Genomic DNA, 25,998 nt, shown 5'->3' with positions numbered 1-25,998 from the left:
AACATCATTCCTCACACCGCCACGATGCCGGGTGACCTCAAGATCCCATCTGCGCAGCCTTCAAACTTGCAGCCCGGGAATTGCCCGCCGGCACTCAGCGCGCGGCGAGGCTCTGCTGCAGCAGGGCAATTTCACCCTGTCGGGCATAGTCAATGGCCTCGCCCAAAATGCGGGCAGCCTCCTGCGGAGCATGAAAGCCCATGGAGTTTTCCGCGGCAACAAAATCCAGCCGCCATTGTGCCTTGCGCTGCAACTCCCGGGCGCGCTGCAACTCCGCTTCCGGCACGCCCCGTTCGCGCGCCTTTTGCAAGGCTGCAATCAGCGCCACCAGCGCCTCCTCGGTGCGTATCATCAGCGCCTTGGTGCGATCCTGAATCGCTTCTGCGCGCGCTTTGATTTCCGCTTCGGAAAAATGATGGCAGGTCTGGCAGGCATTCGCGACGTTGAGCAAGGGGCTGCGCACGTGGTGATCGCTGATCTTGACGGCCCCCTCCCGCTTGTAGGGCATGTGACAATCGGCGCAGGCCACGCCGCTGGCCGCGTGAATACCCTGGCTCCACATTTCAAACTCGGGATGCTGGGCCTTCAACACGTTGGCACCGCTGGCGCTGTGCGTCCAGTCCTTGAAACCCATCTCGTCATAGTACTGCTCGATTTGTTCGACGCGATTGCCCTTGTGCCAGGGATAGGTCAACAGCTTGCCTTCGCCCTTGAAATAGTATTCGACGTGGCACTGGCCGCAGACGAACGAGCGCATTTCCTGGCGGGTGGCCAGGAGATTGGGATCGTATTCGCCCTGGCGGCCTTCTTTGCGCCAGCGTTCGATGCTGGGGAGATGCGGCAGCGGCTGCTCGCTGGCGGCCAGCACACGGATGCCATTGAGAAAGCCCGGCCGGGTGACGCGCAACTGCATACTGCTGGGATCGTGGCAATCGCCGCAGGTGATCGGTGCCGTCACCATTGTGCGCGCCCGGGCATAGGGCATGCCGCAGACTATTTCGAAGCCCTTCATGATTTGTTCCCGGCGGCTGGTGGCGCCCGCTTGCGCGCCGGCCTGCACGTAGGCGGGAATGACCGCGGAGTGGCAATGCAGACAGGCGCCGGGCTGCGGCACGATTTTCACGCGCTCCGTCTGATCCTGGTCGGAAAGCATGTAGGCGTGCCCGCGCTCCTCGCGGTAGTCGACGCCGAAAGCATAGCCCTTGAAGATTTCCCGCCAGCGCGGATCCTCATCGAGTTTTTGAAATGCTTCGCTGCCGCCATGACGGGTGCGTTCGATGTCCACCGTGCGTTTGTAGCTGTCATACTGGCGGGGATAGTTCTTGCCCCACACCGCCGGGTCGATGGTGTTTTCATCGATTTCCACCACGCGAAAAACATGCTGCCTCCCCTCCTCCTTGCGCTGCGCGATGTTTTCCATGAGCAGCAGGACGGCCACTGTGGCGAACGCCACCACAACGATGGCCACGCCGTAAATCATGCGCTCCGACTTGCGGGAAGCCGGCTGGGATGATTCATTCATGTCGCTCACCTGGTTGATCATTGTGAGGGGCCATGGCCCACGCGTTTGTGACATGGCATGCAGTTGATTTCCCCGCCGGCATGTGCGGCGCCGGTCAGCACCTCGCTGACGAATTCGCGATGGCAGTGCAGGCAGTTCTGCTGCAGCACCGCCTGACTGCGGCGGCGCAGGCGGATCGGCTCGTGGAAATCCTGCAGGGTGAAACCCTTCGCATGCCAGAAACCGTTTTCCAGTTTGGTGAAGTATTTGGAAATGAAGGAATGCGGCACGTGGCAATCATTGCAGGTGGCAAAGGCATGGTGGCTCGCCTTCTGCCAGCCGTCATATTGCTCACGCATGATGTGGCAATTCACACAGGCGCGCGGGTCATTGGAAAGATAGGAAGCGCCGCGCGCATAGTAGAATGTATATCCGCTCAAACCTAACAGCAGTCCCAGCAAACTACTCAACACCAGCAGCGAAACTCGCAGTCGATTCATGAGGCATCAACGGTTCACGTCCACTCGGTGGTCCAGGCAGCGTCTTTCCTCGCGGGACAGGCTTGCGTGCCGCCGCTCACGGCCGGCAGCGCGACGGCGGGCGGGTAGAGCGGCCATTTTTGCGGCGGAATAGTAATAATTGAAAACCAAATGAGCAACTGCTTTCTCCGGACACCGGCAAAAGTTCAAAATTGAGATTGTTGCCGGCCAGTTTGTAATTCCTGCCGGCGGCACACGGCCCGGCTGCTGCTCCGCATCATCTTCACGGGGCCGCCGCATTCTGCCCGCCGCAAACGTGATCCCGATCACAAATCTTTGCACAGTTTGCTTGGGCATCCGGTCCGGTCGCGTGCGCCACTGCAGTGCAACCCACCAGCAGGGGCATCCTGCGGCTTGCCTTCTGCCTGGCATGAGAATTGATTTTGCCCACGGCCGGCATTCCTGTCCGGCCATGGCGCAGTGTACACATTGGCGACCGCCAACTCCGGCTCTTTGACATCCCTCCCCATCGCCGCGCAAACCACCCGGGGCATTCTGCCACTCGCCAGCGGCGGAAGCCTGCCGCCTCACCTACAGGACGTAAAAGACCTCAACTTCGAGAAAGGGTGAAAGACATGGATCGTAAACTTCACCGCCGGCTCCAAAATGTTTTGTTCCCTATCCTTGCATTTGCATTTCACTGCCATGCCTTGACACAATCCCTGCAACATGACGCAAGCCTGCCAGGCGCGGTGGCGGAATCACCATTCGCCGGCCATAGCACTGTCAACAGCGGCTTCCCTCCCGCCCGCCTGGCGCGCGCCGGCATCTGGACGAGCAGCGCCGAGCTCGCACTACTGCCGATGCAAGGCCCGGCGTGGAACAATCTCCTCGCGGTTGCCTCGCAACCGGCCGGCACGCCGGATTTGTCGAATCAAGATGATCCGGTGAATGTCAGGATCATGGCCAAGGCGCTGGTTTATGCCCGCACCGGCGAGGCCCGGCTGCGCACGGAGGTGATCACCGCCTGCATGACCGCCATCGGCACGGAACAAGGCGGCCGCACGCTTGCACTCGGCCGCGAGCTGGCCGCTTACGTGATCGCGGCGGACCTGGTCAAACTTCCGCCGGCAGAAGACCAACGCTTTCGCACCTGGCTGGCGCAAACCCTGACTGAAAATCTTTCCGGCAAAACTCTGCGCTCGACGCATGAAGAGCGGCCCAACAACTGGGGCACGCACGCCGGTGCCAGCCGTGCGGCCGTGGCCGCATATCTTGGTGATCAGGCAGAACTCGAGCGCTGCGCTCGAGTCTTCAAAGGCTGGCTGGGCGACCAGCAGGCATATGCCGGTTTCATCTTCGGAGACCCCGCCTGGCAGGCCGATCCCAGCCAGCCCGTGGGCATCAATCCCAAGGGGGCTCGCAAGAATGGCAAACCGGTGGATGGCGTGCTGCCCGATGATCAACGCCGCAGCGGAGATTTTCGCTGGCCGCCGCCGCAGGAAAACTATGTGTATGAAGCTCTGCAGGGCGCCCTGGTGCAAGCTGTGATTCTGCACCGGGCCGGTTACGATGTCTGGAACTGGCAGGATCAGGCGCTGTTGCGCGCCTACCAATGGCTGCATCAGCAGGCCAACTTTGCCGCCAGCGGGGATGACACCTGGCAGCCGCACGTGATCAACTATTATTACGGCACGCACTTCCCCGCACCCACGCCGGCAAATCCGGGCAAGAACGTGGGCTGGACCGACTGGACACATGGCAGGGTGCCGCAAGCCGCCACGGCCGTTGCAGCGCGCCGTGCGTTGCCGCCCCGCGCTTTCGTGCTCGAACAGAATTATCCCAATCCCTTCACCGCTGCAGTGCGCGCAACTCAAATCAGCTATGAAGTGGAGACACCCGCCACAGTCTGCGTGGCGATTTTCAATGTCATGGGACAACATCTGCGCACACTGTTCAGCGGCAAGGTGCCGCCGGGGCGCTACACGGTTGCATGGGATGGCCGCGACCAGGATGGCTCTGCCGCGCCTAACGGACTTTATGTCTACCGCTTGCAAGCCGGCAGTCAGACCCTCGCCAAAACTCTGCTGCTCGTGCGCTGAGTTTCCCGGCCCCGCCCGGCGGAGTGCCGGAGGGGCGCGGCTGGAAACCCGTGCGCAGCCGGTGAAATTGACCGGTAAGGTTATTGTCACATGGCTCCCGTGCTGTGGACGCGGCCGTCAATAACATCTCACAACCTCATCAGGATTATCTCGAGGCCATGACTCCCCGAGCATGTTTGTTTCCAGGCCTGGCGTGGTGTTGCCTGGTGCTGTTGCACCAGCCGGCCGGGCTGCTGGCGCAATCAACCGGCATTTGGATCAGCGCCGCCGAGCTGGGACAACTGCCCACGTGCGGGCCGGCATGGGAAAATCTCAAGGCTGCCGCGGATTCGCCAATCGACCGGCCCAATCTCGCCGATCAAAACGATCATACCAACGTGAAGGTGATGGCCAAAGCTCTGGTTTATGCCCGCACGCAGGAGGAGCATTATCGCCAGGAAGTGATCATGGCATGCCGGCAAATCATGGGGACCGAAGCGGCGGGGCGCGTGCTCGCCCTGGCCCGCGAGTTGGCAGCCTACGTCATTGCCGCGGATCTCGTTGGCCTGCCCGCGGAGGAAGATCAAGTGTTCCGCGGCTGGCTGCGAACTTTGCTGGATCGCGAGCTGGACGGCCAAAGCTTGCGCACCTGTCATGAGACCCGGCCCAACAACTGGGGCACGCATGCCGGTGCCAGCCGCGCCGCCATTGCCGCCTATTTGCGCGATGATGATGAACTCGAGCGCTGCGCACAGGTTTTCAAAGGCTGGCTGGGGGATCGCAACGCCTATGCCGGTTTCACTTTCGGCGATTGCTCCTGGCAGGCGGAGGCCGCACATCCCGTGGGTATCAATCCCGCAGGCGCCGTGAAAAATGGTCACAACATCGACGGTGTGCTGCCCGATGACCAGCGCCGCGCCGGCTCCTTTCGCTGGCCGCCACCGCGGGAAAACTATGTGTATGAAGCTTTGCAGGGCGCGCTGGTGCAAGCTGTGATTCTCCATCGTGCCGGCTACGAGGTGTGGAGCTGGCAGGACCAGGCCCTGCTGCGCGCTTTCCGGTGGTTGCACGAACAAGCCCAGTACCCACCCAACGGCGATGACACCTGGCAGACACATGTGATCAATCATTTCTATCACACCGATTTCCCCGCACCTGTTCCCGCCCGCCCCGGCAAGAATGTCGGCTGGAGCGACTGGACACATCCCCGCCGATAACAGCCAGCGGAGGCCCCCGGACGTCTTTCCACTTCGGCTGCGTGGCCTCTTGCAAAACTTCCTGTCCTGTGCACATGCAGAATTCGCGAGGCATCAACTTCACGGGGATGGAGCACTTTTTCTCCTGAATCTTGCAATGCTGGCTTGCTGTTCTCCGGAGGAAATGCCGTGTCCAACAAACTCCGTCAGTTGTTCCGGACGATGTCAAGCAAGACTTTTCGAATATGGAACGACCCTGACTGCGAAATTCGCCCGTTTGCCGAGGGCGTCACGGCTTTCCTGCCAAGAAAATGGCCTCCCGCGAAATGTTTCTTTCGTGGGACTTCGCTTTCGTGGGCGGATTTTGGGGTGGGTGATCTTGTCATCGAGAGGTGAATCTCTGCTGTGTTATGACCAGAGCGTCCCGAGCGGGGCTGCCGGGTGTGTTCCCTCTCATCAAGGCAGCGCCAATAAACAGCGCCAGCGGAGCGAACTGTTTATAGCCGTGCCCCATCTCCAAAATGCAAACTCCGGAGGAACAGCCTGTCGAATTTTTCATGATCTGGCGCAATTTTTTTTGAGGAGAACCGAACAGGTCGCTTCCGCCGGAGTTGACCGCATGTTTGCCTGCAAAATTTTTTTATGCGCCATCCCGTGGGTGGTTGGGTGTCCCGCTCAAATCAGCGCTCCTCTTTCCTGGCGGAGGGGATCAATCTGGGTACAAAATTCAGGTTCTAAAAAGCGGATAGTGCTCCTCCCCCGCCACGCCACAGCCGGCATGACAGCAGGCGGGATGAGGTTGCCGGGGCGGCGCATGCCACCGGCAACCCCCTGCACGACACCCTCGATTGAAAAACGGCTGGCATTTGTGGCGAAAGTTGATTGTCGGAATTTCCGCTAAAACCTGCGTGGCGGGTAAATATTAAGCAAAAAGCAAGAAACGTTAAAGATTTCGATAAGATTAAGTAACAGCCCGAAGACGTTTCAACCCTGGCTGAGCCGGGCTATCTCAAAGCGGGGCGTCGTGGCGAAGACGGCGAATTTGCCGCACTGACGAAGCTGTTGCAGGAACAGGCGTTGAAAAGTCAGCGAATTCGAACGGACAGCAAGTATTCTGCTTTTGACATGATGGGTTGCTTTGAAAGGGATTTCAAACAAATGCTGAGCATGCGTATTCCAGGAGGTGTGGGGCGGGGCCGAGGCGGCAGACTGCCGAACGTTTGGTCGCACATGCTGCTGCTCGTTGTGGCGTGCGGCGAGCTTTTACTCACGGGATGCGCCAGTACTCCCGCCAACAGGCTCGCAGCCAATCCCGGGTTGAGTGCCTCCGCCACCCTGCCGGCTTACCGCGACCGTGTCGCCATCACGGGCATCGCGAGCCCGCCTCCAGAGTATCGCATCAACATACTCGATGAACTCGAAATCAAGACCCGTTATCATGAACGCCTGAATGAGACCGTCAAGGTCCGGCCGGACGGTCGCATCACGCTGGAGGCCATCGGCGATCTCTATGTTGCGGGGCGCACGCCTTCCGAGGTGGACAGCCTGATTACGGCCGCCTATGCCGGCATTGTGCACGCGCCGGAGGTGACGGTTTATGTGCGCCATTTCGCGGGGCTGGCGGTCTACGTGCTGGGGGAGGTCGACAAACCCGGACAATTCGAACTGCAACCCAACATGACGGTGCTGCAGGCTCTGGCGGCCGCCGGCGGCCCGGTTCCGGGAGCCAAGCTGAACAGTGTGATCGTCTTGCGGCTCAATCAGGCGGGAGAGCTGACCGGTGTGCGCGTCGATCTGGCGCGGCCGGCGCTGGCAGCCGCGGCCCATCAGGACTTGTACCTGCAGCCGCAGGATGTGGTCTATGTGCCCAAGACGTTCATCGCCAACGTCAACGAATTTCTCACACAAATTTATGACGGGCTGTTTCCACCATTTGATGTTTATCTGAGGGCCTTGCGCGAATACAACCGCACCCGTTGAGCGGCGCGGGAGACAAGCAGGAGGCTGTTTTTGAGATGGAGATCAGATGACACTCGGCAGCAGCAACTCTCTCGAATCCCGGCGTCCGGAGATGGCGATCGCCGATGCTTCCGGTCCCTTTGCACCGCCGCGTGCCGGTGTGTCGCTGCGTGATTTGGGGGTGCTGATCTATCGCCGTCGCAAGCTGGCGTTGCTGGTTTTTGCCGGCATTTTTCTGACGGTGGGGGCGGTGACCATGATGATGCCTTCCGTGTATGTGGCGCGCGCCCGGGTCATGCTCAAAAAAGAGCGCGCCAGCACCATCATTTCACCCAACGAAGCCGCCGACACCGACACGCGGCCGACCATCTCCGAAAACATGCTGAACTCCGAGATCGAGATTCTCAAGAGCACCACCCTGCTGCGCAGCGTGGTCACCACCGAGGGCTTGTACAAACGCCTGGTCCAGCCCGAGGCCGTTGCCATTTTGGACAGCGCCCTGGTGGTCGAGCTCGCGGTCGCGGCATTTTCCAAGACGCTGGAATGCCAGGTTGTGCCGAAGTCGAACATCATCGAAATCAGCTGCGAATCCGAAGATCCGCGCCTGGCGGCACAGCTCGTCAACGAATTGTGCCGGCAGTATGTTGACCGCCACCTCGAGGTGCACGAAAGCCGCGGCGTCTATTCGTTTTTTCAGCATCAGGCACAAGCCCTGCAGGACACCCTGCAGGCGATTGCCGCCCAACTCCGGCAGTTTGAAATTGAAAACAACCTGATTGCACCGGAGAAACAACGCGAGTTGCTGCTGCAAAAAATCGCGGATTATGAAGGCCAGCTCAATGCCGTGCGCGCCGGTGCCCAGGCCGCCGAGCGGCAGGTGAGTTTTCTCGAGCAACAACTGGCGAATGAGCCGGAGCGCATTCACGCCCGCAAGCAGCGCGCCTCCGCCACCGTGCTGGAGGCAATGAAACGCGAGCTGGCCGAACTGCAGGTCAAGTATGATGTGCTGCGCCAGGAGCGGGCGGGCAGCCGCGGGGCCGCCGCGCCCAACAGCAGCCTGGCGCGCAGTCTGCAGGCGCGCATTGCACAACTCGAGGAGGCGATTCAAGCCGAGCAGCAGGCCGCACCGCCGACCGCGGTGGCGGAGATCAGCAACACTGTGTTGCAGCTCTCCAGCGATTTGACGCGGGCGCGCATGAATCTCGTCGGTTATCGCGCCCAGGAGGAGGAGCTGCAAAAGGCCATCGCGCAACAGAGGACTCTGCTCGCCGGCCTGGAGCGCGCCACCCTCACCCATGAAGCGTTGCAGCGCCAGTTGCATCTGCACGAGAACAATTATCTGCTTTATGCCAAGAAGCAGGAAGAGGCGCGCATCTCGGAAGCACTCGACCGCGAGAAGGTGGCCAATGTCAGCATCATCGACCCTGCCAGTGTGCCGCTCACCGCGGTCCGGCCAAACCGCAAGGTGAACCTGGCACTCGGCCTGGTGCTGGCACTGGTGGTCAGTCTGGGCACCGCGCTGACCGCGGGCTATTTCGACAGCTTGATTCGCAACCGCAACGACCTCGAGCGCCAGCTCAATGTGCCGGTGCTGGTGACCATTCCGGAGGGCGACTGGCCGGTAAATTTGCTGACGGAGGAGGGCTATGATCCCCGTACAGAGGCAGCGCAACGAACCTAACATGGACTCAGCCCTCACCTTGCCAGACGACCTCAGAAATTCGGAAACCCTGCCGGCCAGCGACTTGCAAAGGCTCGCGCTGCCCGCGACGGAAACAGGAGTCGGTTCACCAACCATCGGCCGCCTGCTACCGAGGTTGAGCAAAGAACAGCTCAAGTTGCGCAACATTTTGTTGCTGGCGCGCGAACAGCGCGGCATTCGTTCGGTGCTGCTCACCGGTGCGGACGAAGGCGCGGGCGTCACCGCGGTGGCAGTCAGTCTGGCACTGGGACTGAGCCTCGATCCCCAAAAGGAAATTTTGCTGGTGGACGCCAATGTGCGGCGGCCGCAGTTGCACCGTCTCCTGCCGCTGACGATGAGCGAGGGCTTGAAAAGCGCCGCCGCCGGGAGCGGCAGCTTTCTCGAGATGGCGGTGGTGACCGGGCTGCCCAACCTGCATGTTATGCCCGCCATCGGCGGAAGATATGGCACTTCCTTCGAAGCCCGGCGTTTTGCCGCCGTGGCCGCGGCCCTGCATGAAACCTTTGATTTTGTCATTCTCGATGCCCCGGCCTTTGACAGCACACCCGAAGTGGCCATGCTGAGCGCTTATGTACAAAGCGTCATCCTCGTGGCGGAGGCCGGACGCACCTGCGTGCCGGAGGTTCGGGAAATCATCCGCGAGTTGAGCCGGGTGAAAGCCACCCTGCTGGGCATCGTGCTCAATCGCGAACGGGAGCAGTTGCCCGCCCTGCTGCGCCAGTAGCTGTCAGGCCACGACAACCTTCTTCAAACGGTTTTTGGCGGGATCATCGCGGGATAACTTGCCATGCCCGGATGGGCATCCATCAGCATGAAAGAAAATGGGGCGCAGACCTCCTGTCTGCAGGCAGAGATGCCGGCGCTACTCCATACACTCTACTGAAGGATTACATCGCGGGACGAATCAAACCCGGAGCCGGGGTGTTGTGTGTTTGCCAACAGCCGGGGATCTCACCAGCGCGCCGGGTCATTCCGGCGGCGACGCGCGGGCCACGCTGCTGCCGCGATTCCCCCAACAAGGAACAGGAAGTTTGCCGCAGTTGCTCAAACACAAGACAGCAGTTCACACAGCAAAAGTTAGCCGCATATCCAGGACATGACAATCAGCATGCGACATGCGATGGAGTGGTTTCAAACCGCGCATCCTTCCAATGACAACGATATTGCTATTTTTGATCCGTGGTTGCTGGTGATTGTCCTGGCGTGTCTGACCTCGTTTTTGCTGGGCCTGCTGTGGCAGAGGCATCGCTCCGGTGTCAAAGCCGCCAGAAGCTCACAAGCCAGCTGGCAACGCACGCTTTTGCCATATGGCAAGTCGCTTACCCGCATGGTTGCGGAGCTGGAGCGGGCGCGGCGCTATCATCGCACCCTCACTCTCACCGTGCTGGTGGTGGACTACGAGGGCGGCAAACTGAGACGCCGCGGCTTTTCGACCTTGCTGGGTGATACCGGCCTGGCTTCACAGTTGCTGCTTTCCCTGATCAGCTCCCTGCTGCGGGAAAACATGCGGAGCAGCGACATCGTGACCTACAATGTCACGGAAGACCGCTACCTCATTCTGTCACCGGAATCATCCCTTGCCAGCGCGGAACAGGCGGTGGCACGCCTGCTCCATCTGATTTCGAATCGTACGAAAATCACCTTGCGTTTTGGTATCGCCGAATTTCCCGCGGATGGCCTGATCCTGTCTGATCTCGTCGCCCGCGCGCATGCCCGCAGCCAGCGGAAGGCGGCGGACCATCCACCTCAAACAGACGGTGCCCAATCCAGCCAGGGGGTGCAGCGCACGGAGCCCCTGGTATCCTCTCTGAAATAGAGTCTGTCCGCAAACGTTCCGACCCTGGCTCAGCCGGGTTTCGCAGAGCCGGATGCCGTGACGCCGCCGGGGATATTCCGGCAGCGGCCGGGCCGTGGCGGGAACAATCGTTGAGAAGTCAGCGATCGCGAACGGGCGCGCAACAACACCATGACGACACAATCGGACGGCGCTGGCACACAGCGCGCCTCTGGAGGTGGCAGTCTCATGCAAGGCGCCTACTTTATTGGGGAGATGCTGCCCCCGGCCACAGCGCTGGTGGCGGCGCAGGAGGAAAAACCCTGGTATCTGCGCGGCCCGGTGCGCAACAAGGTGCCGGGCAGCAACAAAACGTATCAAGTCGTCAAACGCGGCATGGATTTGATCATTAGCCTGGCAGCCCTGCCAGTGGTGTTGTTGCTGCTGGGCCTGTGCGCGATCGCCATTCGCATCGACTCGCCCGGCCCGGTGTTCTTCTTTCAATATCGCACCGGCCGCGGCGGCCGGCGCTTCAAAATGTACAAGCTGCGCACCATGGTGGAAAACGCCGAACAGCTCAAGGAGAAGTATTTGCATCTTAATCTGCTCACCTGGCCGGATTTCAAGATTGCCAATGATCCGCGCATCACGTGTGTCGGCAAATTCCTGCGCAAAACCAGCCTGGACGAGCTGCCGCAAATCTTCAATGTGCTGCGCGGCGAGATGAGTCTAGTCGGGCCGCGCCCCACCTCCTTCAGCGCTTCCACCTACAGCTTGTGGCACACGGCGCGGCTGGAGCTCAAACCCGGCCTCACCGGTTTGTGGCAGGTCTGCGGCCGCAATGAAATCGACTTCGACGAGCGCTGCCGTCTGGATATCGCCTACATGCGCTACCAGTCCCTCTGGCTGGATTTGCAGATCATGTTTCGCACCGTGTCGGTGCTCTTCACCGGTCGGGGAGCCAATTGAGATGACCGCGATTTGGGTGACAGTTTTCTGGCTCAACCTCGCGCTGCTCGTCTACGCCTATGCCGGTTTTCCCCTGCTGGTGGTGATCATGGCGCGACTGCAGCGGCGGCGAGTTCTGCAGGCTCCAATCACCCCGCGCCTGAGCTTGATTATTCCGGTGTGGAATGAGGCAAGGACGATCGCCGCCCGGCTCGACAATGCCCTGGCGCTGGATTATCCCGGCTCGGCGCTGGAGATCATCGTGGTTTCCGACGGCTCGGACGACGATACCGAGGCCATTGTCGCGCGGTATGCCGACCGCGGGGTGCGGCTGCTGGCACTGCCGCGGCGCGGCAAGCTGCACGCGATTCGCGAAGCGGTGGCCGGCGCCAGCGGCGAGCTGCTGGTTTTCTCCGATGCCAACTCCATGTATCGCCGCGATGCGCTGCGCATGTTGGCGCGCAACTTTGCCGATCCCCGGGTGGGCGGCGTGTGCGGCAACCAGATTTATTTGAAGGCCGGCCATCATGCGGACAGCACCAACCAGGGCGAACAGTTTTACTGGTCTTTCGACAAGTGGCTGAAGCAACAGGAGAGCCTCACCGGCAGCATCGTGTCGGCACATGGCGCGATTTACGCCATTCGGCGCGCCCTCTACCGCCATCCCGAGAGTGCGGCGGTGACCGATGATTTCGCCATCTCCACCGCGGTGATCGAACAGGGCTATCGCCTGGTATTCGAGCGCGAGGCCGTGGCCCATGAGGAGCCGGTGCCGGCCGCGGCGGGGGAATTCCATCGCAAGGTTCGCATCATGACGCGCGGTTGGCGCGGAGTGTTGTTGCGCCGCAAACTGCTCAATCCCCGGCGCCATGGTTTCTATGCCGTCACTTTGTTTTCACACAAAGTGATGCGGCGGCTGGTGCCGGTTTTCCTCCTGCTGCTGTTTGGCGTCAGCCTGGTGCTTGCCCCGCGACATGATTTCTACGCCGCCGCGGCATGGGCACAGGCGCTGTTTTATGCGCTCGCCGGCCTGGGTTATGCCCTGCGGCAGCAGCGCTGGGGCCGGCTGAAATTGCTGGCGCTGCCGTTCTTCTATTGCCTCGCCAATGCCGCAGCATTGGTGGCATTGGTCAGAGTGTTGCGTGGTGACCGCATCGAACGCTGGCAGCCGCAGCGTCAGATGACCGCCTCCGGCGTGCCGATAGCCTGAGCGGCCCGCCACCAACTCAAAAGCATTGAATGCCTTGTTTGGAGAGGCTCTCGGCATGAAAATTTTGATCGTCAGTTCCATTGATCCTGAGGCGATAGACCAGTTGCGGCAGCGTCACACGGTCGCATGCGCTTTCAATCCTCCGCCGGCGTTGCTGCGTGAAAAAATCAGGGACTGTGAGGTGGTGATCTGCCGCAGCGGCGTCGCGCTTGACGCCGCCGCCCTGTCCTGTGCGCCGCGGCTGGGCTTGATCGTGCGCGCCGGCTCCGGCTTTGACAATCTCGATCTCGACTACATTCGCCGCCATCAGATCAAAATGGTGCGCATTCCCGGCCCGGGCGCGCAAGCCGTCGCGGAGATGACCTTTGCCCTGCTGCTTGGTCTGGCACGCCGGGTGGTCGAGGCCGATCGCCTGTGGCGCCAGGGTCGTTGGGTGAAAAATGAAATGATGGGCAGTCTGTTGACCGGCAAAACCCTGGGCATCGTCGGTTGCGGCAACATCGGCACGCGCGTGGGACAATTGGGCGTGGCCTGGGGCATGCAGGTGCTCGCTTGCGTGGATCCCTCCTCCCCCAGGGAATCCGAACGTCTGCGGGAAAAGGGCATCACGCTCACCAGTTTTGCCGAGGTGCTGCGCGCCGCAGATTATCTCACGGTGCACGTGCCGCTGCAGGCCTCCACCCGCTACCTGATCGATGCCGCCGCGCTGGCGGTCATGAAGCCCACCGCTTTTCTGGTCAACATGGCGCGCGGCGGTGTGGTGCAGGAGGCGGCCCTGCTGGCGGCCTTGCAAGCAAAACGGCTGGCCGGCGCGGCGCTCGACGTTCACGAGCAGGAGGGCGAGGGCAAAATTTCACCGCTGGCTAGCCTGCCCAATGTCATTCTCACCCCGCATATCGGCGCAATGGCCGCCGATGCGCAGCGTGAGATCGGCCGCCTGGCCGTGCAACACATCGAAGCTTTTGAAGCAGAATATCACCGCCGTTAAACGAGGACTTCCCCCGCGGGAACATCATCCAGGATCGACAACATGAACCGAGCTGCCAAAAAACGCCGGGCGTTGCGTGCGGGATTGCAGGCCTCCCAACCCGTGGTCGCCGTGGGCGCGCACGATGCCATGAGTGCACAATTGATCGAACAATACGGCTTTGACGCCATCTGGGTCAGCGGCTTTGGTGTCTCCACCATGACCTACGCCCTGCCGGATTTGAATCTGGTGACGATGACCGAGGCGCTGGAGGCGGCGGTGCGCATGGATGCCGCCACCAATCTGCCGGTGGTGGCCGATTGCGACAACGGCTTCGGCGGTCTGACCAACGTGGTGCGCACGCTGAGGGAATACGAACGCGCCGGCATCGCCGGCATCTGTGTCGAGGACAATGTCTTCCCCAAGCGCAACAGCCTGTTCGCCGGCGAGGCGAAACGCGAGTTGATTCCGACGGCCGAACAGGCACGTCGCATTCGGGCCGCCAAGCAAGCGCAGGACTCGCGCGACTTTGTTTTCATCGCGCGCGTCGAAGCGCTGATTGCCGGACACGGCGTCGCGGCCGCCTGCGAGCGCGCCGACGCCTATGCCGAAGCCGGCGCAGATGCCATCCTGATTCACTCCAAAGACAAGACACTGCGCGAAATCGAGTGTTTTCTGCAGAGCTGGAAGGGCTTGGGCAGAATTCCGCTGGTGGCCGTGCCCACGCTTTATCCCACGTTCACCATCGAGCAACTGCACGCCAAGGGTTTTCAAATGATCATCCTGGCGAATCAAGCCATGCGGGCGGCGGTCAAGGCCATGGAAGACACCCTGCGCACGCTCAAGGAAAAGCGCTATGCCGCTGCGGTGGATGATCACATCGCGCCGGTCAATCACATTTTCGCGCTGGTGCGCACACAGGAGACGATCGCTCTCGAAGAGCAATAACGCGCGGCGGCCGGCAAACCCGCCGGCAGTCCCCTGCCAACGGACTTCTCGCAAATGCAATTGTACGGGATGCGTTCCAATGACAGCTTTCAAACACCGAGGGTTGCTGGCAGCAGGCGCCGTGGCTCTGCTGATACTCGCCGGCTTTGCGGCGGGCAAATTATGGCGGGAGAGCACGATCATCAAAGTTGCCCCGGTCTGCGAGACCACACCGGTGCCCTCGCGCGGTGACGCGGCGGATGATCCCGCAATTTGGATCAACCGCGAAAATCCGGCCTTGAGCACGATCATCGCGACGGACAAGGACCTGGGGATCGGTGTGTATGATCTCTCCGGCAAAGAGCTGCAATTCCGGCGGGACGGTGAGATCAACAACGTCGACCTGCGCCACGGCTTTCCGCTTGCCGGACGGATGGTGGATTTGGTGACGGGCAGCAACCAGAGCGGCAATACCCTCGCCATCTATCAAGTCAATCCCGCCACCCGCGAGCTGGAGGAAGTGGCGGCCGAACCGGTGACCACCTGCCCGCCCTATGGCTCCTGCATGTATCGCAGCGCGCTCACCGGCAAGTTTTACTACTTCGTCAACTCACGCAAGGGCGAGGTGGAACAATGGGAGTTGTTCGACAACGGCGCCGGCCGGGTGGCGGCGCGGCGGGTGCGCCATTTCAAAGTCGGCGCACGGCCCGAGGGCTGCGTGGCCGACGATGAACTGGGCTATTTTTATCTCGCGGTCGAGAAGAAAGGCATCTGGAAATTCGGCGCGGAACCCGAAGCTGGTGACGATTACACCGTGGTGGACCGCACCGGCTGGTTCGGCCATCTCGTGCCCGACGTCGAAGGCCTGGCGCTCTACCGCACCTCGAACAGCACCGGTTATCTCGTGGCCTCCAGCCAGGGTGAGAGCAAATATGTGATCTATCGCCGCGAAGGCGACAACGAATTCGTGGCCAAATTCCAGATCATCGCGGGCAATGGCATCGATGCAGTCACCCACACCGACGGCCTGGAGGTGGTGAATTTCGATTTCGGCCCCGCGTTTCCCGAGGGTCTGCTGGTGGCACAGGATGACAAAAACGACAAGGGCCGCCAAAATTTCAAACTGGTGTCGTGGCAGGCCATTGCCGAAGATCTCTGATGTCCCGGCCCGCCCAATCGACAATCCGGCTATGGAGAACAGCACAACCTTATGTCCGCTGCCACAACACCTCTGCCGCACGCGATCGTGATCGGTCTGGATTGCATCACGGGTCTGCAGACCGCCCGCATTCTCGCCCGGCATCATGTGCCGGTCATCGCCCTGGCGAAGGAGCCCGCTCACTATTGCTGCCGCACGCGTGTGTGTGAACGGATTCTTGCGGTCAACACCGCCACCGAGGAACTGGTGCAGGCGCTGGAAACACTCGGGCCGCGGCTGCCGCACCCGGCCGTGCTTTTCCCCTGCACCGATATGAGCGTGCTGCTGCTCTCGCGCCACCGGCAGCAGCTGGATGCCTGGTATCGCTTGGCACTGCCCCCCGCGGAAACCGTGGAAATGCTGATGGACAAGCAGCGTTTCTACACGCACGCGCAGCAGGCGGGCCTGCCCATTCCCGCCACTTTCTTTCTGCACAACCGGGCGGAGGCCGTGGCGGCAGCGGAGCAATTGCGCTATCCCTGCATTCTCAAACCGCCGCTGAAAACGCCACGGTGGGAGAGGAACACCAGGGCGAAAGTCTACAAGGCGGCGAATGTGGCGGAATTGCTCGCCCTCTATGAACGCTGCTCGCCCTGGGCGGAAGTGCTGATGGCGCAGGAATGGATTGCCGGCAGCGATGCGCAGCTCTACTCCTGCAATTGCTATTTCAACGCGCAGAGCGAGCCGCTGGTGACCTTCGTGGCGCGCAAACTGCGCCAGTGGCCGCCGGAAACCGGCACCAGTTGCCTGGGCGAGGAATGCCGCAATGACGAAGTGTTGCAGGTGACCCTGCAGTTGTTCCGCAGCGTGAACTATCACGGCCTGGGTTATGTCGAGATGAAGCAGGAGGCCCGCACCGGCAGGCATTATCTCATCGAGCCAAACATCGGCCGGCCCACCGGCCGCTCGGCGATTGCCGAGGCCGGCGGCGTGGAGCTGCTCTACACGGCGTACTGCGATATGCTCGGCCGGCCGCTGCCGGCACAGCGCACACAAACTTATCGCGGCGTGAAATGGATCTACCTGCGCCGCGATGTGCAGTCCGCCTTTCATTACTGGCGGCGGGGCGAGCTGACGCTCAGAGACTGGTGGCGCTCGGTGCGCGGCCCGAAGGGCTATGCCGTGTTTTCCTGGCGCGATCCCTTGCCCTTCCTGAGCGACCTGTTCCGTGTCTTTCGTCTGTTTCCGCAGCGCGCGCATGCCGCCAAACAGGCCGTGACGGCAGCACCCGCGCCACCTCCGCAACCGGGGCCTGTGGGGCGTATCAACTGAAGCCGCCAGCCTTCCAGGATCGAACGCATGTCACCTCAGAACGGCACAACGGGCTCGGCGCCCGACCACATTGACTACGATATTCACGGTTTGGTCGGCATTCGTCTGCTGCAGCCCACTGCCGCCGAGGCCGCTGCGGTGGCCCGCCAGCTTGGTCCGCTGCGAGCGCCGCTGCAGCGCGCCCCCGACCTCACCATCCGCTTTGTGGACCAGCTCCCCACGCCCGGCCTGCGCCTTCTGGGTCTGGAGAAGAACGGCTACACTCGGGACGGCTTCTTCATTCTGCGCAGCGGCAAGAAGAGGGCAAAGGTTCGCCTCGACTTTGCCCAGATTGGCGGCGCTTGTGAAATCGTCTGTGAACGCGGGATTGCGGCGGTGCCGCTTTTGCTGGCCATTGTCAACCTCACCGCCCTGCAAAAGGACTGCGTGGCGCTGCATGCCTCCGCCTTCGTCTATCAGGAAACCGGCATCATCGTGACCGGCTGGGCGAAAGGCGGCAAAACCGAGACCCTGCTTGCCTTCGCGCAACACGGGGCACGCTATGTCGGCGATGAGTGGATTTTGCTGCGCGGCGACGGCCGGGAGATGTATGGCGTGCCCGAAAACCTGCGGCTGTGGGACTGGCATCTCGAGCATCTCCCCGGGCTGCGGCGCCGGGTCAAGCGTGAACACCGGCTGCGCTTCAAAGCGATTCATGCGCTCGACCGGTTGCAGCACAAATGGCCCCGTGGTGCCGGCAAATTCCTGCCGGTGAAATATCTGCGCGAGGCAATGCCGGCTCTCAAGCGCCAGCTCAATGTCACGCTGCCGGCCGCCACCATCTTTGGCGAGAGATGCGGGCCCTTTTCGGCCCGGCCGGAAAAGATTTTTCTGGTGGCGAGCCACGACCTGCCACAGACGCGGGTGGAGCAGGTCGCGCCGCAGGAAATTGCCGACCGCGTGATCGCCTCAATACAATACGAACTGCTGCCCTTCATGGAGCATTACCTGGCATTTGCCTTCGCCTTTCCGGAGCGGCGCAACCGCTTCATCGAACAGGCGACGCAACGCCAGGCTGAAATCCTGCGTCGCGCGCTGGCCGGCCTGGAGGCCTATGCTGTCTGGCATCCCTATCCGTTTTCATTTGAAGAGCTCTATCAGCGAATGAAACCGTTTTGCGAGAAGAGTGCGGCTGCCGTGCAGCAATGAAACTGACGAGGAGGGGCGCGGCGCCGAATGGCGTCCTGTATGCGTGGAACATCGACGGCAGCTTGCAGCAGCGCCTCCCCCTGCCCCGCCCCAACAATGTCGACGGGCGCCGCGGGGTGCTGCTGGGTGGACAACTGGTCGACCTCGCGGTGGTCACCATGCGTGCTGCTCATGAGCTGCGCGTCTTCGCCATCTCCCCGGAAACGCGGATGCTGACCGAGGTCACCTCGGCGCGCAGCCTCGAGGTTTTCAAATCACCCGACGGCCTGGCGCTTTACCCGCGCCACCGGGATCACGCCTTGTTTGCCATTGTCAGCAGCAAGCACGATTCCAGCCACTCCCAGTTGCGGCGGCTCCTGCTGGAAGACGACGGCACCGGCGAACCCTGGCTGCCGGCCGGCAGCCAGGTCACCTGGTGGCATGGCAGGGATGACCGCCGCCGGTTGCTTGCCAGCGGCATATAGTATCTGCGATTGCATGCCGGGGAGTTTTCCGCAACCCGCAAAATAATTCTGTTGCACCAAAGCGATCACCTCTTGGAGATCACATGTTGCAGACGTGGAAAGAATGAATTTGACCAGGAGGTGTTGCATGCGTTTGGTGAAAATGCTTCGGCAATCCACCCATTTGAACCGCCTGATGCAGGCCGTGCTGCTGACGGCAGCGCTCACGCTGCTGTCGCCCGCAGCCTCCGCCGAAGCGCAGGAGTGCGCCTCGATCCCGATCGTTGCCGGCTATCGCGATCACAACTATGGCAGCTCGCCCTACAGCGAAATCACCGCTTCCAAACCGCAAAGCAAATTGTGGTGGCATGACGGCTTTTGGTGGGGATGTTTGTGGAGCCCCGCCGCGGCGCAGTATCGCATCCATCGGTTCGACCGCGACCGGCAATGCTGGCACGACACCGGGCCGGCTATCGACAATCGCAGCAAAAGTCTGGCAGATGCCTTGTGGGACGGGCACTACCTGTACATTGCCTCCCATCTGGTTTCGAGCAGCGGGCCGGCGCGCCTTTATCGCTATTCCTATGATTCCGCCAGCCGGAGTTACACGCTGAACAGCGGCTTCCCGGTCGACATCACCACGGAAAACACCGAGGCGCTCACCATCGCCAAGGATTCCAGCGGCCAGCTTTGGGTGGCCTGGACCGCGGGCAACCAGGTCAAGCTCAACCGCTCCCTGGGTGACGATTACACCTGGGGCAGCTCCTTCGTGCTGCCGGTGCAGGGCAACAATTTGAGTTCGGATGACATTTGCGCACTCGTTGCCTTCGGCGGCAACAAAATCGGCGTCATGTGGAGCAATCAAAACGACCGCAAAACCTACTTTGCGACCCATCTCGACAGCAAGGCCGACACAGACTGGGAGCCGCGCGAGGAGGCGCTCGCCGATGCCAGCCTGGGCGCAGTCGCCGATGACCACATCAATCTCAAAGTGATGCCGGATGAGGGCGGCAATGTCTACGCCGCGACCAAAACCAGTTTGACCGGTTCCAGCTCGCCGCTCATCTTTTTGCTGAAGCGCGATGTAAACGCCAACTGGTCACGCTACACTTTCGGCACCAAAGGCGATAACCACACCCGGCCGCTGTTGCTGATCGAGGAGGAACACCGCGAGCTTTACATTTTTGCGATGAGTTTCAAGACCTCTCCGCGCCGCATCTACATGAAAAAAAGCAGCCTCGATCACATCGCCTTTGCCGGCGGCCTGGGTACGGAATTCATTCACAGCGCCTCGGACTCTTATGTCAACAATCCCACCTCCACCAAGCAAAACCTGAACAGCACCACCGGGCTGCTGGTGCTGGCGAGCGACAAGGACACGCAAAACTATCTGCACAACTACATCGATCTGGGTGGCGGTGTTCCCGGCAACCAACCGCCGCTGGCGAATGATGATGCCGCAACCACGCCCGAAGATCAAGCCGTTGCCATCGAGGTGCTCGGCAATGACTCCGATGCCGACGGCAGCCTCAATCCCGCCAGCGTGACGGTCGCCACCACGCCGGGCCACGGCACGACTGCGATCGACTCCGCCACCGGCACGATCACCTACTCACCGCACGCCGATTACTTCGGCCCCGATTCCTTCACCTACACGGTGAAAGACAATGACGGCGCCACTTCCAACCGCGCGACGGTGAGCGTGACCGTGGACAGCCGCAACGATGCCCCGCTGGCGAACGCGGACGCGGCCACGACTTCCGAAAACACCGCGGTGACCATCGCCGTTTTGGCCAACGACTCGGATGTCGACGGCACCCTGCAAGCCGCGAGTGTGACGATCGTGCAACAGCCCGACTTCGGCACGATCACCGCCATTGATCCGGCGCACGGTGCCATCACCTACACCCCTGCCAATGCTTATCAGGGCACGGACGAGTTCCGCTACACCGTGCAGGATGATCAGGGCGCCGTCTCCAATGCGGCGACCGTTACCGTCACGGTGGGCGGCACCGGCGGCGGGACGGTCACGTTTTACGCCAGCGACGATGCCCATGTGAAATCATCAAGCCCCACGAAAAACTACGGCGCGGAAACCACTTTGCGGTTGCGCAGCAGCGATCCGACTTACAACACCTATTTCAAATTCGACCTCAACGGGCTGACCGGAGCCGTGCAGAGCGCCAGGCTGCGGCTGTATGTCGTTGACGGCGGCCCCGATGGCGGGGCACTTTATGCCGTTTCGAATCTTTACAAAAACAGCCCCACCGCCTGGACCGAATCCGGCCTGACCTGGAACAATGCGCCAACCATCAGCGGCGCGCCGCTGGCGCAAAGCGGCGCGGTGAGTGGCGGCACCTGGGTGGAATATGACGTCAGTGCCGCCCTCAGCGGCAGCGGGGTGTACAGTTTTGCCATGACCACAAGCTCCACCAACAGCGTCTATCACAGCGCGCGCCAGGGCGAGCATCCACCCGAGCTGGTGGTCACGACTGCGGGCAGCGCTGGCGGCGCACCCGGCAACCAGGCGCCGGTGGCCAACGACGATGCGGCGGTGACGCCGGAAGATCAGGCGGTGACCATCGCGGTGATCGGCAACGACAGTGACCGTGATGGTGCCCTCGATCCCGGCAGCGTTGCCATTGTCGTCGCGCCGGGTCATGGCACGGCGGAAGTGCTTGCCGGCAGCGGGGAAATCCGCTACACGCCGGCAGAAAACTACTTTGGCGAAGATCATTTCACCTACACCGTGCGGGATGATCAGGGCGCGGTTTCCAACGCCGCGCAAGTTGTCGTCACCATCACCGCGGTGAATGATGCGCCGCAAGCCGGCGACGACAGTGAAACCACGGCAATGGACACGGCCGTCGAGATCGCGGTGCTGTCCAATGACAGTGATGTGGACGGCGGACTGAATCCCGCCAGCGTGGCAATTGTGACTTCACCCGGCAACGGCAGCATTGTCACGATCGACCCCGCCACCGGCGCGATCACTTATGCCCCGGACGCCGGCTTCAGCGGCACGGATGAATTCACCTATGCCGTGCAGGACATCGAGGGTGCCACTTCCAACACTGCGACTGTGGCGGTCACTGTGGGCAGCGCCCCGCCCGCCACCCTGACCTTCGAACCGAGCGATGACGCGCTGGTGAAGTCTGCGAGCCCGACAAAAAATTACGGCAGCGACAGCACGCTGCGTCTGCGCGCGGGGGATCCGCAATACCACAGCTTTCTCAAATTCACGGTCACCGGTGTCAGCGGCATGATTCAATCGGCCAGGCTGCGCCTCTATGTCACCGATGGCAGCACTGACGGCGGAAGTGTTTATCTGGTGTCGAATTTTTATCTCAACAGCAGCACGCCGTGGCAGGAGAGCGGGATCACCTGGAACAATGCGCCGGCCATCGATGGCTCGCCGCTCGCCACCAACGCCAGTGCCGCCGGCAACACCTGGCTGGAATACGAGGTCAGCAGTGCCGTCACCGGCAACGGCACCTACAGTTTCGGTTTGAAGATCACTTCGACCAACAGCCTTTACCTCAGCGCGAAGGAAGGGGCGAATCCGCCGCAATTGGTGATCACCACCGCTGCGGCTCTGCCTCTGGGTGCGATGGCGGCGGCCGGTGGGGTGGAGGGCCTGCACCTGGCGCATGCAAACGGGCCGCCGGCGGAATTTTATCTCGCGCCGGTCCATCCCAATCCCTTCCATCTCGCAACGGTGATTGCATATGGTTTGGCGCAGGCCGCGCCGGTGCGCCTGACGATTTACAATTTGTTTGGGCAGGAGGTGATCACGCTGGCAGAAGGCGTGCAGCCGGCGGGTCGCCAGCGCGTGCTGTGGAACGGCAAAAATCGGCACGGCAATACGGTCAGCTCCGGAATCTATTTAATTCGCCTGACCGCGGGGCCGCATCACTTCCTGCGTCGTGTGACGCTGCTCAAATAGTGTGCTGCCGACGGGAATGCCCCGGCGGCAGATGGCGCAACCATGTCGAGTTGGCTTGCAGAAGTCCGTGCCCCTCATCTCGTTTACAGAAAGAGGCGAGTTTCGCGGGTGCATGCGAGACGCTTGCATGCAAATCCAGCTTGTCTCCTCCCCTTTCTGCCAGTGGGCAGGGGCGGGGGATGAGTTCAAAGACTCTCGCCACAGAAGCCGCCTGTTTTGCCGCAAGATCGTCTTGCCATGAGAAGACTTTTGCGGCAGACCCTTTTCCGGGTCGGTGTCGGAAGGCACGACTACGAAAACTCATTTTCATTCCAATGGGTGCCGTGCGCGGCATGGCAATTACCCTGGAAAAACTATCACCATCGCGAAGATTTTTTTGAACCGCGCAAGGGCGCCAAGAGCACAAAGAGAATGGCATGGCCGGCTGCCCGCGTTGGGGTCGGCCTGCCAACAACGTTCTGGTGGAAAACTGCGCGAGCGCGGTTTACAAGTGGATGGCGAAGGATCACTGCCGACTCCCTATGACGGCCGGCAGATTGATGCCGGCTGCCGCAGTGACCGGCTCGTCGAAGGTTGTATTAAAAGCTGCTGCCAACACACGAGGCTCAACGACCGACCGGCTTGAAAGGACGCAACTGCCGGCCTGGGTTCTTCTTGCACTGGAACGTCAAACCAATGAAAGAAGGCATACAAAGAATGAGGATGAATTGCAACGCATGATTGCACGCAAACGCATGAAGCACACAAAAAAAATTCTTTGCGCGCTTGGCCGCCTGGCGGTTAACAGATTTGGTTGCGGCCTGAAAGCCGCGCTGCGGTAAACACGCGGAAAAAACGATCATGGCTGCGGCGATTATGAATCAGCGTTCCTCTGTGTCCCCGAATTTTAGTTGCGGCTTGCAAGCCGTGAAAGGGCATCGTGGCACAGCAATCTTGCCTTCAGTCAGGAAGGCCTGTGCTGCCGTGGAAACTGGGGGACTCCCGCCGACGACGGGTTTGGCCTGCCTGCGGCCGCGATGAGTGGGGGGGGGGGAGGAACAAAGGCGCAGCAGGCAAATGAATTACTTGGAATGATGCCGTCGCCGGCACGTGCTTGCGGGCGCGCGCCAGCGAGGGCAATCTGGAAACAACGGTGTGGGACAATCCGACAAACACACGACACCTTCCGCCGCGCCGCCCGTGGCGTTGAAAGTTCTCTACCTCACCACCGAGGTGCCCTATCCTTTGACCAGCGGGTTTCTGCGGCATTATCACTTTTTGCGCAGCCTGGGACAGAAGCACAAAATCACTTATTGCTCGCTCACCAAAAAGCCGCGCCTCTCCCCGGAAGCCCTGGCCGCGCTGCAACCCGTCACCGAGCGAATCATGATTTTTGGCGAGACGCGGTCGCGTGAGCCGTTTCTGCTGCGCCTGCTCGGCGCCCTGCCCCTGGCAGGCGGCAAACCGCAAAAGGCCCTGCGCTTCCGGTTGGCCGCCCGCGCCATGAAAAAAGCCGTGCGCGAGCTGCTGCAGCAGGAAACCTTCGATGTGGTGATGTACAGCGGCAAGAACACCTTCCCCGCAATCGCGGATTTGCGCGGCGTGCCGATCGTGGCGGATTGCTGTGATGCCACTTCGGCGCGCGTGCGTGGCGAGATGCGGCATGCCGGTTTCGCCCGGCGACTCTGGCTGCTTCTGCGCTATCTCGAAGTGCGGCGGATCGAGAAACGGCTGGTGCGCAAAACCCCGCACCTGGCGTTTGCCTCCCGGCGTGATCGCGCCCTGCTGCTGCCGGGCGCGCCCCGCGGCGAGATCATTCCGCAGGCGGTGGAGGTCGACTACTGGCGCCGGCTGCCGGAACCGCGCTCGGACAATTCCCTGATCTTCACCGGTGTGCTGAACTACGCGCCCAACCATGACGCGGCCATGTTCCTGCTCGCGGAGATTTGGCCGCGTCTGCAGTCGGAAATGCCGCAGCTCGAGCTGGTGCTCGCGGGTCGCGATCCGTTGCCGGCGTTGCGGGCGGCGGCGCAGCGCAGCCGCAATGTCACCGTCACCGGTTTTGTCGAGGATTTGCGACCCTATCTCAGCCGCGCCGCGCTGTATGTTGCGCCAATTCGCTTTGCTTCCGGTGTGCAGAACAAAATTCTCGAAGCCCTGGCGATGGAGCTGCCGGTGGTGACCACGCCGGTGGTTGCCGAGGGCCTGCATTTGGGCGAGGGCGTTGCGGCGCCGCTGCGGGTGGCACAGGAGGCGTCGCAATTCGTCGCCGCGATTGTCGATCTGCTGCACAATCCCGGGGAATGCCGGCGTCTGGCACAGGCCGGCCGGCAATTCGTCGAGCAGCATTTTGTCTGGGCGCGCAATGTCGCCAAGCTTGAGGCCCTGTGGCTGGCCGCCGCCGGCCACAATGGCGCCAGCTGAATGATACCGGCGCGATGGTTTCGTTGACCAGCCTTCTTTCATCACCTGACACCTTGCGGGAAAGACTGACGATGTTTTCGGTTGCCGTGATTGGCCCGGATGGTGCGGGCAAAACCACCATTGCGCGCCGGCTCGAAAGCGCAGGCGAACTGCCCATCAAGTATTTGTACATGGGCATCAACATTGAATCGAGCAATGTGGCCCTGCCGACTTCGCGTCTGATTGAATTCGTCAAGAGGCTGCGCCGCCGCCAACGCGGTGCACCTGCGGCCGCCAGTCATGCGCTACACCATCACAACGGCGGCAGCCGAAAATCCCAAAGCTGCTTGTGGGCCGTGCTGAAGCTGTGCAATCGTCTGGCGGAGGAATGGTATCGCCAGTATCTCTCGTGGCGCTACCGCCGCCGTGGCGCGATCGTGGTCTATGATCGCCATTTCAAATTCGACTTCGAGCGGGAGCAAAGCCACACGGGCGAGCGCCGGCCGTGGACGGATAACCTGCATCGCTGGTTGCTGGCCCGCTTCTACCCCTCGCCGGATTTGGTGATCTATCTCGATGCGCCGGCGGAGGTGTTGCATGCCCGCAAACAAGAGGCGAGCCTCGCCTACCTCGAAGCGCGGCGCCGGGCATTTTTGCGCCAGGGAAAAATGACACGCAATTTCATCATCGTCGATGCCAATCAACCCTGCGACACCGTCTATGCCGAAGTGGTGCGATACATCCGGGATTTCCACCAGACACGGCGTACCTCAAATCCCGTCGCCGCCGGATGACCATGCCGGCAGCGCAGGGCGGGAGAGCAAC

At 61.4% G+C, this 25,998-nt stretch carries 20 protein-coding genes; 18 read left to right on the top strand and 2 right to left on the bottom strand.

Annotated elements, in window-relative coordinates; all coding sequences use genetic code 11:
• Nucleotides 1–94: 94 nt before the first annotated feature.
• Nucleotides 95–1,522, bottom strand: a complete 1,428-nt coding sequence (locus ONB52_00405) for an ammonia-forming cytochrome c nitrite reductase subunit c552 (GenBank protein MDZ7414598.1) — start codon at nucleotides 1,520–1,522, stop codon at nucleotides 95–97.
• Between the two features lie 17 nt (nucleotides 1,523–1,539).
• Nucleotides 1,540–2,001: a cytochrome c nitrite reductase small subunit gene (nrfH, locus tag ONB52_00400; protein MDZ7414597.1), complete on the bottom strand. Its 462-nt coding sequence runs from the start codon at nucleotides 1,999–2,001 to the stop codon at nucleotides 1,540–1,542.
• 731 nt (nucleotides 2,002–2,732) lie between these two features.
• Here nrfH and ONB52_00395 point away from each other — a divergent pair.
• The 18 genes from ONB52_00395 (at nucleotide 2,733) to ONB52_00310 (ending at nucleotide 25,967) form a co-directional block, all read left to right on the top strand.
• The gene (locus ONB52_00395) at nucleotides 2,733–4,082 is read left to right on the top strand and encodes an alginate lyase family protein (GenBank protein ID MDZ7414596.1); all 1,350 of its coding nucleotides are present in this window, start codon (nucleotides 2,733–2,735) and stop codon (nucleotides 4,080–4,082) included.
• A gap of 158 nt (nucleotides 4,083–4,240) precedes the next feature.
• Nucleotides 4,241–5,278, top strand: coding sequence for an alginate lyase family protein (locus ONB52_00390; GenBank protein ID MDZ7414595.1), 1,038 nt, complete (start codon nucleotides 4,241–4,243; stop codon nucleotides 5,276–5,278).
• A gap of 1,209 nt (nucleotides 5,279–6,487) precedes the next feature.
• The gene (locus ONB52_00385) at nucleotides 6,488–7,237 is read left to right on the top strand and encodes a polysaccharide export protein (protein MDZ7414594.1); all 750 of its coding nucleotides are present in this window, start codon (nucleotides 6,488–6,490) and stop codon (nucleotides 7,235–7,237) included.
• Nucleotides 7,238–7,283: 46 nt separating this feature from the next.
• Complete coding sequence (locus ONB52_00380) at nucleotides 7,284–8,897, top strand: hypothetical protein (GenBank protein ID MDZ7414593.1); 1,614 nt, start codon at nucleotides 7,284–7,286, stop codon at nucleotides 8,895–8,897.
• A 1-nt stretch (nucleotide 8,898) separates the two neighbouring features.
• A complete protein-coding gene (locus ONB52_00375) occupies nucleotides 8,899–9,642 on the top strand; it encodes a CpsD/CapB family tyrosine-protein kinase (GenBank protein ID MDZ7414592.1) in 744 nt (247 codons plus the stop codon).
• A 384-nt stretch (nucleotides 9,643–10,026) separates the two neighbouring features.
• Nucleotides 10,027–10,734 carry a hypothetical protein gene (locus ONB52_00370; protein MDZ7414591.1) on the top strand — a complete coding sequence of 236 codons (708 nt, stop codon included), beginning with the start codon at nucleotides 10,027–10,029 and terminating at the stop codon, nucleotides 10,732–10,734.
• Between the two features lie 207 nt (nucleotides 10,735–10,941).
• A complete protein-coding gene (locus tag ONB52_00365) occupies nucleotides 10,942–11,661 on the top strand; it encodes a sugar transferase (GenBank protein ID MDZ7414590.1) in 720 nt (239 codons plus the stop codon).
• Nucleotide 11,662: 1 nt separating this feature from the next.
• Entirely contained in the window at nucleotides 11,663–12,850 is a 1,188-nt protein-coding gene (locus tag ONB52_00360) for a glycosyltransferase family 2 protein (GenBank protein ID MDZ7414589.1), read from the top strand.
• 55 nt (nucleotides 12,851–12,905) lie between these two features.
• On the top strand, nucleotides 12,906–13,838 hold the full coding sequence (locus ONB52_00355; GenBank protein ID MDZ7414588.1) for a hydroxyacid dehydrogenase: 933 nt from the start codon (nucleotides 12,906–12,908) through the stop codon (nucleotides 13,836–13,838).
• A 42-nt stretch (nucleotides 13,839–13,880) separates the two neighbouring features.
• Nucleotides 13,881–14,765: an isocitrate lyase/phosphoenolpyruvate mutase family protein gene (locus ONB52_00350; protein MDZ7414587.1), complete on the top strand. Its 885-nt coding sequence runs from the start codon at nucleotides 13,881–13,883 to the stop codon at nucleotides 14,763–14,765.
• 121 nt (nucleotides 14,766–14,886) lie between these two features.
• Nucleotides 14,887–15,903 (top strand): phytase, encoded by a 1,017-nt coding sequence (locus ONB52_00345; GenBank protein ID MDZ7414586.1) that lies wholly within the window; start codon nucleotides 14,887–14,889, stop codon nucleotides 15,901–15,903.
• Between the two features lie 51 nt (nucleotides 15,904–15,954).
• On the top strand, nucleotides 15,955–17,214 hold the full coding sequence (locus ONB52_00340) for a carboxylate--amine ligase (protein ID MDZ7414585.1): 1,260 nt from the start codon (nucleotides 15,955–15,957) through the stop codon (nucleotides 17,212–17,214).
• Nucleotides 17,215–17,241: 27 nt separating this feature from the next.
• Nucleotides 17,242–18,402: a hypothetical protein gene (locus tag ONB52_00335; GenBank protein ID MDZ7414584.1), complete on the top strand. Its 1,161-nt coding sequence runs from the start codon at nucleotides 17,242–17,244 to the stop codon at nucleotides 18,400–18,402.
• Nucleotides 18,399–18,866, top strand: a complete 468-nt coding sequence (locus ONB52_00330; protein ID MDZ7414583.1) for a phytase — start codon at nucleotides 18,399–18,401, stop codon at nucleotides 18,864–18,866. Before ONB52_00335 ends, ONB52_00330 begins: the two co-directional genes overlap by 4 nt.
• A gap of 127 nt (nucleotides 18,867–18,993) precedes the next feature.
• The gene (locus ONB52_00325; GenBank protein MDZ7414582.1) at nucleotides 18,994–22,791 is read left to right on the top strand and encodes a tandem-95 repeat protein; all 3,798 of its coding nucleotides are present in this window, start codon (nucleotides 18,994–18,996) and stop codon (nucleotides 22,789–22,791) included.
• A 416-nt stretch (nucleotides 22,792–23,207) separates the two neighbouring features.
• Complete coding sequence (locus tag ONB52_00320; GenBank protein ID MDZ7414581.1) at nucleotides 23,208–23,612, top strand: hypothetical protein; 405 nt, start codon at nucleotides 23,208–23,210, stop codon at nucleotides 23,610–23,612.
• Between the two features lie 313 nt (nucleotides 23,613–23,925).
• Nucleotides 23,926–25,194 (top strand): glycosyltransferase, encoded by a 1,269-nt coding sequence (locus tag ONB52_00315; protein ID MDZ7414580.1) that lies wholly within the window; start codon nucleotides 23,926–23,928, stop codon nucleotides 25,192–25,194.
• Nucleotides 25,195–25,265: 71 nt separating this feature from the next.
• Nucleotides 25,266–25,967, top strand: coding sequence for a hypothetical protein (locus ONB52_00310; GenBank protein ID MDZ7414579.1), 702 nt, complete (start codon nucleotides 25,266–25,268; stop codon nucleotides 25,965–25,967).
• Nucleotides 25,968–25,998: the final 31 nt, after the last annotated feature.

Source organism: candidate division KSB1 bacterium (genome assembly GCA_034506255.1).
Lineage (GTDB): Bacteria > Zhuqueibacterota > Zhuqueibacteria > Zhuqueibacterales > Zhuqueibacteraceae > Coneutiohabitans > Coneutiohabitans thermophilus.
This window is presented reverse-complemented; position numbering and strand designations above follow the sequence as displayed.

Excerpts from the sequence above, each read along its gene's own strand:
- ONB52_00325 (MDZ7414582.1), top strand. The coding sequence starts at position 18,994 with ATGCGTTTGGTGAAAATGCTTCGGCAATCCACCCATTTGAACCGCCTG.
- ONB52_00405 (MDZ7414598.1), bottom strand. The coding sequence starts at position 1,522 with ATGAATGAATCATCCCAGCCGGCTTCCCGCAAGTCGGAGCGCATGATT.
- ONB52_00350 (MDZ7414587.1), top strand. The coding sequence starts at position 13,881 with ATGAACCGAGCTGCCAAAAAACGCCGGGCGTTGCGTGCGGGATTGCAG.
- ONB52_00320 (MDZ7414581.1), top strand. The coding sequence starts at position 23,208 with ATGGCCGGCTGCCCGCGTTGGGGTCGGCCTGCCAACAACGTTCTGGTG.
- ONB52_00380 (MDZ7414593.1), top strand. The coding sequence starts at position 7,284 with ATGACACTCGGCAGCAGCAACTCTCTCGAATCCCGGCGTCCGGAGATG.
- ONB52_00330 (MDZ7414583.1), top strand. The coding sequence starts at position 18,399 with ATGAAACTGACGAGGAGGGGCGCGGCGCCGAATGGCGTCCTGTATGCG.
- ONB52_00370 (MDZ7414591.1), top strand. The coding sequence starts at position 10,027 with ATGCGACATGCGATGGAGTGGTTTCAAACCGCGCATCCTTCCAATGAC.
- ONB52_00360 (MDZ7414589.1), top strand. The coding sequence starts at position 11,663 with ATGACCGCGATTTGGGTGACAGTTTTCTGGCTCAACCTCGCGCTGCTC.
- ONB52_00335 (MDZ7414584.1), top strand. The coding sequence starts at position 17,242 with ATGTCACCTCAGAACGGCACAACGGGCTCGGCGCCCGACCACATTGAC.
- ONB52_00340 (MDZ7414585.1), top strand. The coding sequence starts at position 15,955 with ATGTCCGCTGCCACAACACCTCTGCCGCACGCGATCGTGATCGGTCTG.
- nrfH (MDZ7414597.1), bottom strand. The coding sequence starts at position 2,001 with ATGAATCGACTGCGAGTTTCGCTGCTGGTGTTGAGTAGTTTGCTGGGA.
- ONB52_00390 (MDZ7414595.1), top strand. The coding sequence starts at position 4,241 with ATGACTCCCCGAGCATGTTTGTTTCCAGGCCTGGCGTGGTGTTGCCTG.
- ONB52_00375 (MDZ7414592.1), top strand. The coding sequence starts at position 8,899 with ATGGACTCAGCCCTCACCTTGCCAGACGACCTCAGAAATTCGGAAACC.
- ONB52_00310 (MDZ7414579.1), top strand. The coding sequence starts at position 25,266 with ATGTTTTCGGTTGCCGTGATTGGCCCGGATGGTGCGGGCAAAACCACC.
- ONB52_00385 (MDZ7414594.1), top strand. The coding sequence starts at position 6,488 with ATGCTGCTGCTCGTTGTGGCGTGCGGCGAGCTTTTACTCACGGGATGC.
- ONB52_00355 (MDZ7414588.1), top strand. The coding sequence starts at position 12,906 with ATGAAAATTTTGATCGTCAGTTCCATTGATCCTGAGGCGATAGACCAG.
- ONB52_00365 (MDZ7414590.1), top strand. The coding sequence starts at position 10,942 with ATGCAAGGCGCCTACTTTATTGGGGAGATGCTGCCCCCGGCCACAGCG.